Raw genomic sequence first — 13,115 nt, 5'->3', positions numbered from 1 at the left:
GTAAGTTCGGAATAAATAAGTCCGTTATTGCCGGAGCAAACGGTCGGCTAAACGGAACCCCTTAGACCGTCTGCCAGACGTCGGCGAGCATCTTCCGGGTGTCGGCGAGGAGCTGCGGCAGCACCTTGGTGTGTCCCACGACCGGCATGAAGTTGGTGTCCCCGCCCCAGCGGGGCACGACGTGCTGGTGCAGATGGGCGGCGATGCCGGCACCGGCGGTCGAGCCCTGGTTCATGCCGATGTTGAAGCCGTGCGCGCCCGAGGCCGTGCGCAGCGCGCGCATCGCGCGCTTGGTGAACGCCGCGAGCTCGGCGGTCTCCGCCTCGTCCAGCTCCGTGTAGTCGGCGACGTGCCGGAAGGGGACGACCATGAGGTGCCCGCCGTTGTACGGGTAGAGGTTGAGCACGGCGTAGACGAGCTCGCCCCGGGCGACGATCAGTCCGTCCTCGTCGCTCTTCGCCGGGATCGAGCAGAACGGGCAGCCGTCGTCGGCCCCCGGTCCGGTCGGCTTGTTCTCCCCCTGGATGTACGCCATCCGGTGGGGTGTCCACAGGCGCTGAAAGGCGTCCGGCGCCCCCACTCCGAACTGCTGCTCCGGCTCACTCGTCATGGTGTGAAGCATATGGGCCCCGGAGCGTCGGCGACGCTCCGGGGCCCATGCGGTCCGGTCAGAGGCCCATGCGGTCCGGTCAGACCTGGACGCGGTCCTCGACGGCCTTCGCGATCTCGGCGATGGCCTCGTCGCGGGGGATGCCGTTCTTCTGCGAACCGTCGCGGTAGCGGAAGGAGACCGTGCCCGCGTTCATGTCGTCGTCACCGACGATGATCATGAAGGGGACCTTCAGCTTCTGGTGGTTGCGGATCTTCTTCTGCATGCGGTCGGACGAGGCGTCGACGTCGACGCGCAGGCCCTTCTTCCGCGCATCGGCGGCGAACTCCTGCAGGTACTCGACGTGGGCGTCGCCGATCGGGATGCCGACCGCCTGCACCGGGGCCAGCCACGCCGGGAAGGCACCCGCGTAGTGCTCCAGCAGGACCGCGAAGAACCGCTCGATCGAACCGAACAGCGCCCGGTGGATCATGACCGGCCGCTGCCGCGAGCCGTCTGCCGACGTGTACTCGAGGTCGAAGCGCTCCGGCAGGTTGAAGTCCAGCTGGATGGTCGACATCTGCCAGGTGCGGCCGATGGCGTCCTTCGTCTGCACCGAGATCTTCGGGCCGTAGAAGGCCGCGCCACCCGGGTCGGCGACGAGCTCGAGGCCCTGCTTCTCGGCCACCGCGCGCAGCGTCTCGGTGGCCTCCGCCCAGGTCTCGTCCGAGCCGACGTACTTCTCCGGGTCCTTGGTGGACAGCTCCAGGTAGAAGTCGTTGAGGCCGTAGTCGCGCAGCAGGTCCAGGACGAAGGTGAGGGTGCGGTCGAGCTCCTCCGCCATCTGCTCACGGGTGCAGTAGATGTGCGCGTCGTCCTGAGTGAAGCCCCGGGCACGGGTCAGGCCGTGGACGACGCCCGACTTCTCGTACCGGTACACGGTCCCGAACTCGAACATGCGCAGCGGCAGCTCACGGTACGACCGGCCCCGCGCGTCGAAGATCAGGTTGTGCATGGGGCAGTTCATGGGCTTGAGGTAGTAGTCCACGCCCTCGTCGAGCTGCATGGGCGGGTACATGCCGTCGGCGTACCAGTCCAGGTGACCCGAGGTCTCGAAGAGCTTCCCCTTGGTCGCGTGGGGGGTGTAGACGAACTCGTAGCCCGCCTCCTCGTGCTTGCGGCGCGAGTAGTCCTCCATGACCCGGCGGATGATGCCGCCCTTGGGGTGGAAGACGGCGAGGCCGGAGCCGATCTGCTCCGGGATGGAGAAGAGATCCAGCTCGGAGCCGAGGCGGCGGTGGTCGCGCTTCTCGGCCTCGGCCAGGAACTCCAGGTGGGCCTTCAGCTCGTCCTTCGACGGCCACGCGGTGCCGTAGATGCGCTGGAGCATCGGGTTCTTCTCACTGCCGCGCCAGTACGCGGCGGCGTTGCGCATCAGCTTGAAGGCCGGGACGACCCGGGTGGTGGGCAGGTGGGGACCGCGGCAGAGGTCCTTCCAGCACAGCTCGCCGGTCTTGGCGTCCAGGTTGTCGTAGATGGTCAGCTCGCCGGCGCCCACCTCGACGTCCGCGCCGTCGTCGTGCGAGGCGGAGCCCTTGAGGCCGATCAGCTCCAGCTTGTACGGCTCGTCGGCCAGCTCCTCACGGGCGGCCTCGTCGGTGACCACGCGGCGGGAGAACTTCTGCCCGCGCTTGATGATCTCCTGCATCTTCTTCTCGATGAGCTTGAGGTCATCGGGGTGGAAGGGCTTCTCGACGTCGAAGTCGTAGTAGAAGCCGTCCTTGACCGGCGGGCCGATGCCCAGCTTGGCCTCGGGGAAGAGCTCCTGCACGGCCTGGGCCATGATGTGCGCGGTCGAGTGGCGCAGGATGTTCAGGCCGTCCTCGGAGGAGACCTCGACGGGCTCGATCTCCTCGCCGTCGGCGACGACGTAGGCCAGGTCCTTGAGCTCGCCCGCCACACGCGCGGCGACGATGGTGCGCTCACCGGAGAAGAGGTCGGCGGCGGTGGTGCCCGTCGTCACCACGCGCTCTTCCCGCTCGGAATCGCGTTGGATGATCACACGGACGTCTGACACCGGTCTCTCCTGACATCTGGGGCGCCACAGCGGTCGCTGCGCGCCTGAATCGTACCGAGCCCGGCCAGGTGGTCGCTAAATGGTTATGGCTCGTCGGCGGGCTAATCGGCGTCGCGCCGGTCCCCGAAGAGGTCGAGGTTCTCCTGGAGGTACTTCAGCAACCGGTCCCGCTCCGCCTCGTCGACCTGGACGGGCAGGACGCCCCGGGCCTCGGCCAGCCGTCGGAAGCCGCCCCGGCTCTCCAGCCGGCCGTCGACGGTGACGGGCACCCCGGCCAGGTGGGCGTGGCCGGCGACGCGGTAGTCCTCCTCGTCGAGGGTGATCCGCACCTGGGCGACATCGGCCCCGTCCAGCACCCTCAGCCGCACCACGCCCGCGCCGCCCGGCGTCTCGCGCCGCATCCGCACCACCGTCCCGGTGAGGCGGACGGGCACCGAGGGCTCGTCGCGGATGTAGCGGGCCCCGGCCTCCCGCAGGGCGGGCAGATCGCCGGGCGAGAACTCCACCGGCTCGGGGCGGGTGGCGAAGCCGTGCGGTGTCCCCGCCACGGGCGCCCACTCCACCGCGATCCGGATCCCCTCGGAGCCGCCGACCAGGGTGGCCAGGGCCTGGGTGAGCTCCTGGCAGACCCCGGCCTCCACAGCGGCGTCGAAGGCGTCCATCCGGCCGGTGGCGCGCCGGTAGTCGGTGGCGTCCCGGGCCGCCTGGAGGGCCCTGAGCAGCGCGCCGACCAGCGCGCGGCCGCCCTCGGGGGGGCCGCCGACGGGCACGAAGGCGCTCAGCTCCCGCCCGCCGGCCGCGGGCCCGGCGAGCACCGCGGCCAGGGCCGCCTCGGCCTGCCGGCGGCGCCGGGCGCCGTGGAACCCGGCCCGGCCCCCGGCGGTCTGGGCGGCGGCCAGCAGCATGGCGCGCGCCCCGGTGCGCAGCCGTTCCTGGGCGCCCCACGCGGCGGCCGGGGCCCGGGTCTCGGGGACCTCCCGCCACCAGCGGATCTCGTCGCTGGGCACCCGCAGCGCGACGAGGATGTCCCGGGCGGAGGGCACAGCACAGCGCTCCAGCGCGGTGAGGGCCTCGGCGAGCAGATCGGCGCTGTCGGGATAGGCGCGGCTCTCGGGCACCAGGAGGCTGGTGCCGGGCCCGTCGGGGGGCGTCCAGCGGCCGTAGCGCCCGGTCTCTCCCCCGCGCCGCCGCCAGCCGTGGCGGGCGAGCAGGGCGCCGAGGACGGCGGGGTCGGGGTGGTGCGGGGGTTCTTCGGTCGGCCGGTGCATCAGGGTCTCCCTCCCGCCCCGACCCGGGTCATGATCTCGCAGAGCGCTCGGTCGTCGAAGACCCGCGAGGTCGGGATCCGCACGGTGGTCCTGTTCCTGCCGGTCACGGGGTGGCCGGCGAGGTTGGTCCAGTAGCAGCAGTGGCGCAGCGCCAGGTGGTCGTGGCCGGCCCGCAGCCAGTCGTCCCTGGCCCGGGGCACGATCATCACGACGAGGATCTTGTGGACCGAGACGGGGGTGCGGGCCAGCTTGACCAGGTGATCGTTGTCGAGGGTGAAGCCGAACGTCCGGGGCGCGCCCGGGCCCGGCGGGCCGGGGGGCCGGGGGGCCAGCTGGTAGGTGCTCTTGAGCTGCACCTTGATGGTGACCTCGTCGTCGACTTCATGGCCGGGGGCGCTGTGGCTGACGTGCCAGTCGATGCCGTTGTCGGGGAACGGCTGGGCGAGTGAGCAGCCCGCGGCGGCCGCGACGGCGTGCAGATAGCCGATCTGGAGGGTCTCCATGCAGGCGGTCGTGGCGAGGGTGCCGCGCCGGGCCGTGAGCGGCCCGGCGGGCGGGCGGGTCACGGGGGCGGCCGGGTCGGGCTGAGCGAGCGCCATGTCCGAAAAACCTTCCGGGCTCGCCGGTGCTGGGTGCGTAAAGGGTCGTACATCTGTGTTGTCTCCACACGAACTCACCGGCAAACAGGGGCGGTTCGGGTACGGGGATGCCCGGGTATCACCAGGCGGGGAGGGGAAACACGCCATGTGTCGGACAAGCGCGAGGAGTTGTGCCATGCCGTGCTGGTTCGAGGGGCCGCTCGCGGCCTTCGACACCGAGACGACCGGGGTGGACGTGGAGCGGGACCGGATCGTCTCGGCGGCCTTTGTGACGCAGTCGCAGCCGGGGGCGGTGCCGGTCGTCACCCGATGGCTGGTGAATCCGGGGGTTCCCGTGCCGGAGGAGGCCACCGCGATACACGGGCTGGACGAGGAACATCTGCAACGGCACGGCCGGTGGCCGGCGCCGGTGATGGAGGAGGTCGCCCGGGCCCTGTCGGGTCACGCGGCGCGCGGGATACCCCTGGCGGTGATGAACGCGCCGTTCGACCTGACGATGCTGGACCGGGAGTTGCGGCGGCACCGGGCGTCGTCGCTGGCCGGTTATCTGGGGGGCGCCGCGCTGTGCGTGCTGGATCCCTGGGTGCTGGACAAACATCTGGACCGCTACCGCAAGGGCCGTCGCACCCTGTCGGACCTGTGCCGGCAGTACGGGGTCGAGCTGACGGGCGCCCATGACGCGGCGGCGGACGCGGCGGCCACGCTGGAGGTCGTCCGGGCGGTGGGGCGGCGGTTCGCCTCGCGCCTGGAGCGGCTGAGCCCGCCCGAGCTGCACACCCGGCAGGCGGTGTGGCACGCGGCGCAGGCGCGCGGTCTCCAGGCGTGGTTCGCGCGCAACGGTTCCGAGGAACAGTGCGATCCGGCGTGGCCGCTGAGGCCGGAGCTGACGGCGGCGGCGTGAGGCCCGGGGCCCCGGGGACGGCCGGCAACGCGGAAGGCCGGTCCGTCACTTGACGGACCGGCCTTCCGGTGATGTGGGCGATACTGGGATCGAACCAGTGACCTCTTCGGTGTGAACGAAGCGCTCTCCCGCTGAGCTAATCGCCCGGGATTCGCACCGGGTTCCCCCGGCGACGCACTGAACAATACAGGTCGCGGCGGCCGTCCTTCAAATCCCCGGGGTCCGGCGCTCCAGCAGGGCCCGCAGTCCGCGGCGGCCGGCGCGCATCATCCAGGCGTGGTTGGCGAGGAAGAGGGGGCGGCCGGGGAGGGCGAGGCGGCGCATCAGGGGTTTGCGGACGTCGACGTCCTGCTCGAAGCGGGCGACGCTGCCGCCGGCGCCGTGGGGGCGGACCGTCCAGCGGGCCCAGCCTTCGAGATCGCCGGTCATGACGATCTCCAGGACCCGCTCCGCCGGGTCGCGCCGGCTCTCCCGGGCGGCGATCACGAGCTCGTAGGGCAGCAGGGAGCGGAAGCGCACGGTGCCGCTGACGTCGTCGGCGCGCCCGACGCGACGGACCTGGGGCCACCAGGCGGGGTAGCCCTCCGCGTCCTCCAGCACGGCGTAGACGGCGGCCGGCGGCGCGGGCAGGATCCACTCGTCGTGGAAGCGGTAGTGGTGCACGGAGGGCGTGCGACGACGTGGCATGCCTGCCAGGGCATACGAAAAACCGAGGGTTCGCAAGGGGTGAACCTCGCGGACCCTCGGTCCGTTACGTGGGCGATACTGGGATCGAACCAGTGACCTCTTCGGTGTGAACGAAGCGCTCTCCCGCTGAGCTAATCGCCCGGGCGCACCGCAAACATTACCGCATGTCAGACGGTGCTCCGAACCGCGCGTGCCTGGTCAGGGGCGCGGCCGGGGTCAGCCGCCGGCCCGCCACGGCATCTCCAGCCCGTACTGGGCGACGTACGCGGCCACGAGCCCGGCGACGATCACCAGCCCGGCGACGGTGAGGGCGATGTTGCGGCGGCGCACCTTGGGGTCGAGCGCGCGCCGGGCCGCCTCGGTGACCTTGCGCCTGGTCCAGCGGAGCACGAGCTGGGCCCAGACGAACTCGGTGGCCCAGATCGCCATGCCGGCGAAGATCACCAGCCAGCCGGGGCCGGGCAGGGGAAGCATCACGATCCCCGCGACGACCACCGCCAGCCCGACGACGAAGACGCCGGCCTGCCAGCTCAGATGCAGGGTCCGGGAGCGCCGGACGAAGTGCGGGGCCCGGGAGCCGAGCCGCTCCCGGTCGGTGCCGGAGCCCTCGGGCCCGGCGGCGGTCCGCTGGTCACTCTCCGCGTTCATACGACCCAACGTACCGGAAAGTCCGGAACTCACCGGTTCGGCGGTACCCGCGCCGGAACGACTCGGCCGTCCGAGGTATCCGAACAGTCTCAAAACGGTCAGAGGGGTTTACAACGGCACCGTAGGTGGCATGTCGATTTCGCCGACGTGCGAATCCCCGAGCGCACACTGAGCGAAAGGCCCTGGCGCTTATGAACACCACGGTCAGCTGCGAGCTGCACCTGCGCCTCGTTGTGTCGAGCGAATCCTCACTGCCTGTTCCCGCAGGCCTGCGGTACGACACGGCCGATCCGTATGCCGTGCACGCCACCTTCCACACCGGAGCCGAAGAGACGGTCGAATGGGTCTTCGCCCGAGACCTGCTCGCGGAGGGTCTTCACCGACCCACCGGCACGGGCGACGTCCGGGTGTGGCCCTCCCGCAGCCACGGGCAGGGCGTCGTCTGCATCGCGCTGAGTTCACCGGAGGGCGAGGCCCTCCTGGAGGCCCCGGCGCGAGCCCTGGAGTCGTTCCTGAAGCGGACCGACGCCGCCGTGCCGCCAGGCACCGAACACCGTCACTTCGATCTGGACACCGAGCTCTCGCACATCCTGGCCGAGAGCTGACGCCGGACCGGAGCTGACCGGGCGCGCCGGCCCACTCGGGGAGGCCACGCGCCACATGTCCCGTCCTGTACGGGCACGACACCGCGCCGTCACCGTGGAACCACCACGGGCGACGGCGCTGTCGCGCTCCCGAGCCGCTAAAGTCTGCTCCCCGCGGTCGAACACTTGCCGCCTTCGTCCGTCCGGCCAGGGGAGCGAACGATCCGTGCTGATCAACCACGACACCCGGCGCACGCTCGACAGCGTCGTCGATCTGCTGAACACCGACCTCGACGGCCTGCCCGCGCTGCGGGGGTTCGCCGGGCGGCACGAGATCAACGGCATCGGAGCGCTCGGGGAGCAGGACCTGACGGCCGTGCGGTCCATACGCGACCGGCTCACCCAGGTGTTCGACGCCCAGGACGCGACGACCGCGGCGGGCCTGCTCAACTCCCTGGTCGCCGAGGCGGGCACCACCCCCCGGCTGACCGACCACGACGGCCACCCCTGGCATGTCCACTACTTCGCGCCCGGCGCCTCGCTCGCCGAGCACCTCGCGGCCGACGGCGGCATGGCGCTGGCGTTCCTGCTGGTCGAGGGCGAACTGGAGCGGCTGCGGCGCTGCGTGGCGCCGGGCTGCGGACGCGCCTTCGTCGACCTCTCCCGCAATCGCTCCCGGCGCTACTGCGACGGCCGCACCTGCGGAAACCGTCTGCACGTCGCCGCCTACCGGGCCCGCCGCCGGGAGGCCGGGGACTGACCGGGCGGCGGTCGCGGCGCGTCACCAGCGGTAGAGGTCGTGCACGGCGGTCAGCAGGATCAGCGTCCCGACAAAGGCCAGGAAGAACATCAGCGGCGGTTGGGACAGCGCGAACAGACAGCCGCGCGGTTCATCGGTGATCTCGGCCGGTTCGTCGTTCATCTCCCCGAGATCATGGCGTAGCCGTGCCGCCCGGGCTCACCAACACGTCACTCATGCGAGGGAGTTCGGCAGAAGTTCGTCAGATTCCGTGTTTCTTCAGTATCGCTTCGATATCGGAGAAGTCCTCGTCGCCCGAGGCGGGCTTCCCCCGGCGGGCGGACCCGAGCGAGGGCGCGGAGGCGGCGGGCGCCACGACGTCACGGCCCGGGGCGCCGGCAGTGGCCTTGCGCTCCTTACGGCCGCCGCCCCGGCGGCCGGCCCGGCGGTCGGCCCGGCGGTCGGCCGCCCGCCCGGCGAGGAAGAGCAGGGCCGACAGCGCCAGCACACCGAAGCCCGCCCACACGGTCGGCTTGAGGACCAGCCCGGTGAGCCAGTCGACGACGCCCGTCATGACCAGCCCGACGGGGATGAGCGACCACGCCGCCAGGCGGATCGCGGCGCGGAAGCGCTTGCGGTACGCCGTCACCAGGGCGATGCCCAGGCCTGCGGCGGACACCGCGGCGCATACGGTCGAGGTCAGCATCCGGGTCCTCCCGCCGGTGACGTCCTTTCGCCTTCCATCGTGCACCGGACGCCCCCGGAACGGCCATGAACAGGCCCGGGATCGGGGAGATCTCCGGGTCACCCGGAGCCCGCCTCCTCCCCGGGGGCGAGACGGCACCCCGCGGCACGGGCTGGAAGACTGGCCCCATGAGCGATTCCGACACCCCCCGCGCCGTGCTCGACGTCTTCTGCGAGCTCCAGTGCCCCGACTGCCACCAGGCCCTCGACGACATCCGGGCGCTGCGCGCCCACTACGGCGACCGGCTGGAGATCCGGCTGCGGCACTTCCCGCTGGAGAAGCACAAGCACTCCTACGCGGCGGCCCAGGCCGCCGAGGAGGCGGCCGAGCAGGGCAAGGGCTGGGAGTACGCAGAGGCCGTACTGGCCCGGACCGAGGAGCTCGGCGCCCGGGGGGAGCAGGTGCTGGTCGCGGTCGCGAAGGAGCTGGGGCTGGACGCCGAGGAGGTGGACATCGCGCTCATCGACGGCCGGCACATGCTGATCGTCGACGCCGACCAGGCCGAGGGCAAGGCGATCGGCGTCACCGGCACGCCCACGTATGTGATCGGCGGGGAGCGGCTGGACGGCGGGAAGAGCCAGGAGGGTCTGCGCGAGCGGATCGAGGAGATCGCGGACCGTCTCCTGGCGGGCTGAGCGCCCCGAAGGGGCGCGGGGCAGATTCGATATGCGGCTACCGCCGCGTGGGCGCGACCGGCCACGGACGGCCCGCAGGCGCCCCACAACCCCTCAGAACAACGGCTTGTACAGGTCGATCTCAGTGGCCTCGTAGCCCAGAGACTCGTAAAGCCGCAGCGCCGCCGCGTTCCCGGCGAAGACGTTGAGACCCATCGTGCGGGCGCCGGCCGCCCTGCCCTCGCGTTCGGCGAGGTGCATCAGGCTGCGGCCGTGGCCCCGGCGCCGGTGGGCGCCGGCCACCTCGACGTCGTAGACGAACGCCCACCCGTCGCGGAGCACCACCCACAGCGTGCCGACGTCCACGCCGTCGTGGGCGAGGACGCGGAAGACGCAGCCCGGGCTGGCCAGCCCCCGGGGCTGCGACGAGGCGTCGTCCCGGGCCACCCGGTCCTCGGCCTGGTCGCGGGGCACGCCGCGGTCGGCCCAGTCCTGGGCGTAGGCGGCCCGGGCGCGCGAGCGCCAGCTCCGGTGGAACTCCTCGTCCATGGGCCGGGCCGCGCTGCCCGCCGGGAGGCCGGGGGTGGCGCCCAGTGGTTTGGCCATGCCACGGGCGCGCTCCGTGTAGCCGAGCGCGCCCATCAGCCCCAGCGCCGTCGCCGCGTCGGCGGGGACCGTCGCAAGGACCTGTCCGCAGCCCCAGCCGCGCAGCACCTCCTCGGCGGCCAGCAGGGCCACCGTGCCGCGCCCCCGGTGGCGGTCGCGTTCGTCGACGGCGAGCCGGGCGATCCTGCCGAAGGCCGGGCCGAAGCGGGTGTCGGTGGTGAGGTCGATCCGGCCGACGGGCCTGCTGTTGACGCAGATGTCGTAGGAGCGGGACCTCCGGCCGTCCGGATCTCGACGCTCGGGTGCGGTGGGGCGCAGCGTGGTGGTCACGTTGGTGTTGTACCGGGCCCCGGCCGCGCCGTCACCCACGTCTCGTCGATTGGAGGGGCTACGGATCGATGTCGGCGGCCGAGCGCTCTTCGAAGATCCGCATCGCCTTTGCCGTCACCGGGCCCGGGGCGCCGGGCAGTTGACGGCCGTCGAGGGTGCGGACGGCCTGGACGTCGCGGAGGGAGGAGGTCAGGAAGACCTCCTCGGCGCGCTCCAGGGCGTCGAAGGGCAGCTCGGTCTCCTTGGCGCCGGCCCACTCGACGACGAGGGCGCGGGTGATGCCGGGCAGGCAGCCCGAGGAGAGCGTCGGGGTGTGGAGCTCGCCGTCGAGGACGACGAAGACGTTGGAGCCGGTGCCCTCGCAGAGCGCGCCGACGGTGTTGGCGAACAGCGCCTCGGTGGCGCCGTGGGCGCGGGCGTGGGCGAGGGCGACGACGTTCTCCGCGTACGAGGTGGACTTGGCGCCGGCGAGGGCGCCGCGCTCGTTGCGGGTCCAGGGGACGGTCACGGCGGCCGTGGCGGGGGCCGGGGCCGTGTGCTCGGCGAGGGCGACCACGAGGGTGGGCCGGGCGGTGCTGCGGTCGGAGCCGAGCGGGGCGATGCCCCCGGTGTAGGTGACGCGCAGCCGGCCGAGCGGCATGCGGTTGGCCTCCAGGACCGCCGCGCAGGCCCGGCCGACCTCGTCGAGGTCGGGCTCGGGCAGGCCCAGGAGGCGGGCCGAGGAGGCGAGCCGGGCCAGATGGCGGGTCATGGCGAAGGCCTTGCCGTCGGTCGTCCTGAGGGTCTCGAAGACGCCGTCGCCGACCGTGAGTCCGTGGTCGAACACCGAGACACGCGCGCTGTCCGCGTCGCGGAGCGCGCCGTCGCTCCAGATCATCACCGTTCCGTCCCTCCTGCCGGCTGATGTGTGCCCGACGCTATCGCGAGGAGGCGGGCGGCCTTGAGTTCCGTCTCGGCCCACTCGCGCTCCGGGTCGGAGCCCCAGGTGATGCCCGCGCCGGTGCCGAAGCGCAGCACCGGGCCGCCGGTGGCCGTGCGGTCGATCCAGAAGGTGCGGATGCCGACGGCGAGCTCACCGGCGCCCCGGTCGGCGTCCACCCAGCCGATGCCTCCGCAGTAGGGGCCGCGGGGCGCGGTCTCCAGGGCCTCGATGATCCGCAGGGCGCTGCTCTTGGGGGCGCCGGTGACCGAGCCGGGCGGGAAGGTGGCGGCGAGCAGCTCGGGCCAGCCCGCCCTCTCCGCGAGTTCGCCGCGCACGGTGGAGACGAGGTGGACCAGGCCGGGGTGGGGTTCGACGGCGCAGAGCTCGGGGACGGTCACCGATCCGGGGGCGCAGACGCGGCCGAGGTCGTTGCGGACCAGGTCCACGATCATCACGTTCTCGGCGTGGTCCTTCTCCAGCAGGTCGGCGGCGGTGCGGCCGGTGCCCTTGATGGGGCCGGAGGTGACCGTCGTGCCCTCGCGGCGGAGATAGAGCTCGGGCGATGCGGTGGCCACCTCGATGCCGTGGGCGGGCAGCCGGACCGTGCCCGCGTAGGGGGCGGGGTTGCCCCGGGCCAGCAGGGCGGTGAGGGCGTCGACGTCGGCGCGGTCCGCGTCGGGCAGCGGCGCGCTCAGCACCCGGCAGAGGTTGGCCTGGTAGACCTCGCCGGCCGCTATGTGCTCGCGGACGCGGCGTACGCCCGCGACGTAGCCGTCGCGGTCCAGGGAGCTGGTCCAGGTGTCCGGGGCGGGGCCGTGCCAGGAGTCGCCCGCATCCGGGCCGGGCGCGGGGGCGGGACGCACGTCGCCGAAGCGGGCGCAGCACAGCCCTCCCTCGAAGTCGGCGACCACGGCCCACCAGCCGGTGGACTCCAGGGCCGCCGGGTCGGTGGTGACGTCGCGCAGATCGGTGGCGAGGAGCCCGCCGAAGCGAGCCATCGGGGAGGGCGTCGGGAGGAGGCTGTGCACGTCATCGAGTCTATGGCGGGGCCCGCGGACGGCCTCCGGACGACGGCCGGACGACGGCCCCGGGAACGATCAGCGCAGCATGCTGGGCAAACGGAATTTGAGCTGGCGCCGGAATCCGCTAAAGTTCAACACGTCGCCGGGACGCGGAAGCGAAACGGCGGAGAGCAGCTCTCGGGTGAAACCCCCGAGGGAGGCCAAATGCGGACGTAGCTCAGTTGGTAGAGCACCACCTTGCCAAGGTGGATGTCGCGAGTTCGAGTCTCGTCGTCCGCTCGAGTTGGGGGATCTTCCCGAACCCCCGCACTCCTGGTGGAGTGGCCGAGAGGCGAGGCAACGGCCTGCAAAGCCGTCTACACGGGTTCAAATCCCGTCTCCACCTCCAAGGACGATTAGCTCAGCGGGAGAGCGCTTCCCTGACACGGAAGAGGTCACTGGTTCAATCCCAGTATCGTCCACCAGGTCCGCAAGGACCTTCCCGCGCGATTAGCTCAGCGGGAGAGCGCTTCCCTGACACGGAAGAGGTCACTGGTTCAATCCCAGTATCGCGCACGCAGTACGCAGCACCATCCCGGACGATTAGCTCAGCGGGAGAGCGCTTCCCTGACACGGAAGAGGTCACTGGTTCAATCCCAGTATCGTCCACCAGGTCCACATGGGCCTTCCCGCGCGATTAGCTCAGCGGGAGAGCGCTTCCCTGACACGGAAGAGGTCACTGGTTCAATCCCAGTATCGCGCACACGACCGGCCGGGGCCGGAGCTCGGAAGAGCTCCGGCCCCG

The 13,115-nt window shown here is 71.9% G+C and carries 15 protein-coding genes and 8 tRNA genes; 10 read left to right on the top strand and 13 right to left on the bottom strand.

The window, feature by feature from the left end; all coding sequences use genetic code 11:
* Window positions 1-61 precede the first annotated feature (61 nt).
* The 4 genes from AB0E98_RS28825 to AB0E98_RS28810 all read right to left on the bottom strand — a co-directional run bounded on the left by AB0E98_RS28825 (window position 62) and on the right by AB0E98_RS28810 (window position 4,533).
* Window positions 62-622: an HIT domain-containing protein gene (locus AB0E98_RS28825; protein ID WP_361708150.1), complete on the bottom strand. Its 561-nt coding sequence runs from the start codon at window positions 620-622 to the stop codon at window positions 62-64.
* Window positions 623-689: 67 nt separating this feature from the next.
* Window positions 690-2,666, bottom strand: coding sequence for a threonine--tRNA ligase (gene thrS, locus AB0E98_RS28820; protein WP_361708147.1), 1,977 nt, complete (start codon window positions 2,664-2,666; stop codon window positions 690-692).
* A 101-nt stretch (window positions 2,667-2,767) separates the two neighbouring features.
* Window positions 2,768-3,934: a hypothetical protein gene (locus AB0E98_RS28815; RefSeq protein WP_361708144.1), complete on the bottom strand. Its 1,167-nt coding sequence runs from the start codon at window positions 3,932-3,934 to the stop codon at window positions 2,768-2,770.
* Window positions 3,934-4,533 carry a DUF4365 domain-containing protein gene (locus AB0E98_RS28810; protein ID WP_361708142.1) on the bottom strand — a complete coding sequence of 200 codons (600 nt, stop codon included), beginning with the start codon at window positions 4,531-4,533 and terminating at the stop codon, window positions 3,934-3,936. Before AB0E98_RS28810 ends, AB0E98_RS28815 begins: the two co-directional genes overlap by 1 nt.
* Before the next feature lie 175 nt (window positions 4,534-4,708).
* Between AB0E98_RS28810 and AB0E98_RS28805 the strand changes: the two genes are divergently transcribed.
* Window positions 4,709-5,434 carry a 3'-5' exonuclease gene (locus AB0E98_RS28805; protein WP_361708139.1) on the top strand — a complete coding sequence of 242 codons (726 nt, stop codon included), beginning with the start codon at window positions 4,709-4,711 and terminating at the stop codon, window positions 5,432-5,434.
* Between the two features lie 74 nt (window positions 5,435-5,508).
* Here the strand turns inward: AB0E98_RS28805 and AB0E98_RS28800 are convergent.
* From AB0E98_RS28800 to AB0E98_RS28785, 4 genes are all read right to left on the bottom strand, one after another.
* Window positions 5,509-5,580: transfer RNA gene (locus AB0E98_RS28800), tRNA-Val, on the bottom strand.
* A gap of 61 nt (window positions 5,581-5,641) precedes the next feature.
* On the bottom strand, window positions 5,642-6,121 hold the full coding sequence (locus tag AB0E98_RS28795) for an SRPBCC family protein (RefSeq protein WP_361708136.1): 480 nt from the start codon (window positions 6,119-6,121) through the stop codon (window positions 5,642-5,644).
* Window positions 6,122-6,190: 69 nt separating this feature from the next.
* Window positions 6,191-6,262, bottom strand: a tRNA-Val gene (locus tag AB0E98_RS28790).
* Window positions 6,263-6,337: 75 nt separating this feature from the next.
* The gene (locus AB0E98_RS28785) at window positions 6,338-6,769 is read right to left on the bottom strand and encodes a TIGR02611 family protein (protein WP_361708134.1); all 432 of its coding nucleotides are present in this window, start codon (window positions 6,767-6,769) and stop codon (window positions 6,338-6,340) included.
* A 191-nt stretch (window positions 6,770-6,960) separates the two neighbouring features.
* Between AB0E98_RS28785 and AB0E98_RS28780 the strand changes: the two genes are divergently transcribed.
* A complete protein-coding gene (locus AB0E98_RS28780; protein WP_003959770.1) occupies window positions 6,961-7,374 on the top strand; it encodes an SsgA family sporulation/cell division regulator in 414 nt (137 codons plus the stop codon).
* 205 nt (window positions 7,375-7,579) lie between these two features.
* Window positions 7,580-8,113 carry a CGNR zinc finger domain-containing protein gene (locus tag AB0E98_RS28775; RefSeq protein ID WP_361708131.1) on the top strand — a complete coding sequence of 178 codons (534 nt, stop codon included), beginning with the start codon at window positions 7,580-7,582 and terminating at the stop codon, window positions 8,111-8,113.
* Window positions 8,114-8,134: 21 nt separating this feature from the next.
* On the opposite strand, the gene AB0E98_RS28770 is transcribed toward AB0E98_RS28775, so the two are convergent.
* Complete coding sequence (locus tag AB0E98_RS28770; protein WP_164737750.1) at window positions 8,135-8,275, bottom strand: hypothetical protein; 141 nt, start codon at window positions 8,273-8,275, stop codon at window positions 8,135-8,137.
* 79 nt (window positions 8,276-8,354) lie between these two features.
* Entirely contained in the window at window positions 8,355-8,798 is a 444-nt protein-coding gene (locus AB0E98_RS28765; protein ID WP_361708128.1) for a hypothetical protein, read from the bottom strand.
* A gap of 167 nt (window positions 8,799-8,965) precedes the next feature.
* Between AB0E98_RS28765 and AB0E98_RS28760 the strand changes: the two genes are divergently transcribed.
* The gene (locus AB0E98_RS28760) at window positions 8,966-9,472 is read left to right on the top strand and encodes a DsbA family protein (RefSeq protein ID WP_361708125.1); all 507 of its coding nucleotides are present in this window, start codon (window positions 8,966-8,968) and stop codon (window positions 9,470-9,472) included.
* 93 nt (window positions 9,473-9,565) lie between these two features.
* Here the strand turns inward: AB0E98_RS28760 and AB0E98_RS28755 are convergent, their stop codons facing one another.
* Genes AB0E98_RS28755 through AB0E98_RS28745 form a run of 3 tightly spaced genes read right to left on the bottom strand, consistent with a single transcriptional unit; the run spans window position 9,566 to window position 12,307 of the window.
* The gene (locus AB0E98_RS28755) at window positions 9,566-10,387 is read right to left on the bottom strand and encodes a GNAT family N-acetyltransferase (protein ID WP_361708122.1); all 822 of its coding nucleotides are present in this window, start codon (window positions 10,385-10,387) and stop codon (window positions 9,566-9,568) included.
* A gap of 58 nt (window positions 10,388-10,445) precedes the next feature.
* Complete coding sequence (locus AB0E98_RS28750) at window positions 10,446-11,267, bottom strand: aminodeoxychorismate lyase (RefSeq protein WP_361708121.1); 822 nt, start codon at window positions 11,265-11,267, stop codon at window positions 10,446-10,448.
* Window positions 11,264-12,307 (bottom strand): chorismate-binding protein, encoded by a 1,044-nt coding sequence (locus AB0E98_RS28745; protein WP_361708228.1) that lies wholly within the window; start codon window positions 12,305-12,307, stop codon window positions 11,264-11,266. The genes AB0E98_RS28750 and AB0E98_RS28745 overlap by 4 nt, the downstream gene beginning before the upstream one ends.
* Window positions 12,308-12,537: 230 nt before the next feature.
* On the opposite strand from AB0E98_RS28745, the gene AB0E98_RS28740 reads away from it, so the two are divergent.
* The 6 genes from AB0E98_RS28740 to AB0E98_RS28715 all read left to right on the top strand — a co-directional run bounded on the left by AB0E98_RS28740 (window position 12,538) and on the right by AB0E98_RS28715 (window position 13,073).
* A tRNA-Gly gene (locus AB0E98_RS28740) sits at window positions 12,538-12,610 on the top strand.
* Between the two features lie 35 nt (window positions 12,611-12,645).
* Window positions 12,646-12,719, top strand: a tRNA-Cys gene (locus tag AB0E98_RS28735).
* 1 nt (window position 12,720) lies between these two features.
* Window positions 12,721-12,795 (top strand) — tRNA-Val (locus AB0E98_RS28730).
* A gap of 19 nt (window positions 12,796-12,814) precedes the next feature.
* Window positions 12,815-12,886: transfer RNA gene (locus AB0E98_RS28725), tRNA-Val, on the top strand.
* A gap of 21 nt (window positions 12,887-12,907) precedes the next feature.
* Window positions 12,908-12,982 (top strand) — tRNA-Val (locus tag AB0E98_RS28720).
* A 19-nt stretch (window positions 12,983-13,001) separates the two neighbouring features.
* A tRNA-Val gene (locus tag AB0E98_RS28715) sits at window positions 13,002-13,073 on the top strand.
* The last annotated feature ends 42 nt before the right edge of the window (window positions 13,074-13,115 follow it).

This window comes from Streptomyces sp. NPDC037389, assembly GCF_040636475.1.
GTDB classification, from domain to species: Bacteria; Actinomycetota; Actinomycetes; order Streptomycetales; family Streptomycetaceae; genus Streptomyces; species Streptomyces hesseae.
This window is presented reverse-complemented; position numbering and strand designations above follow the sequence as displayed.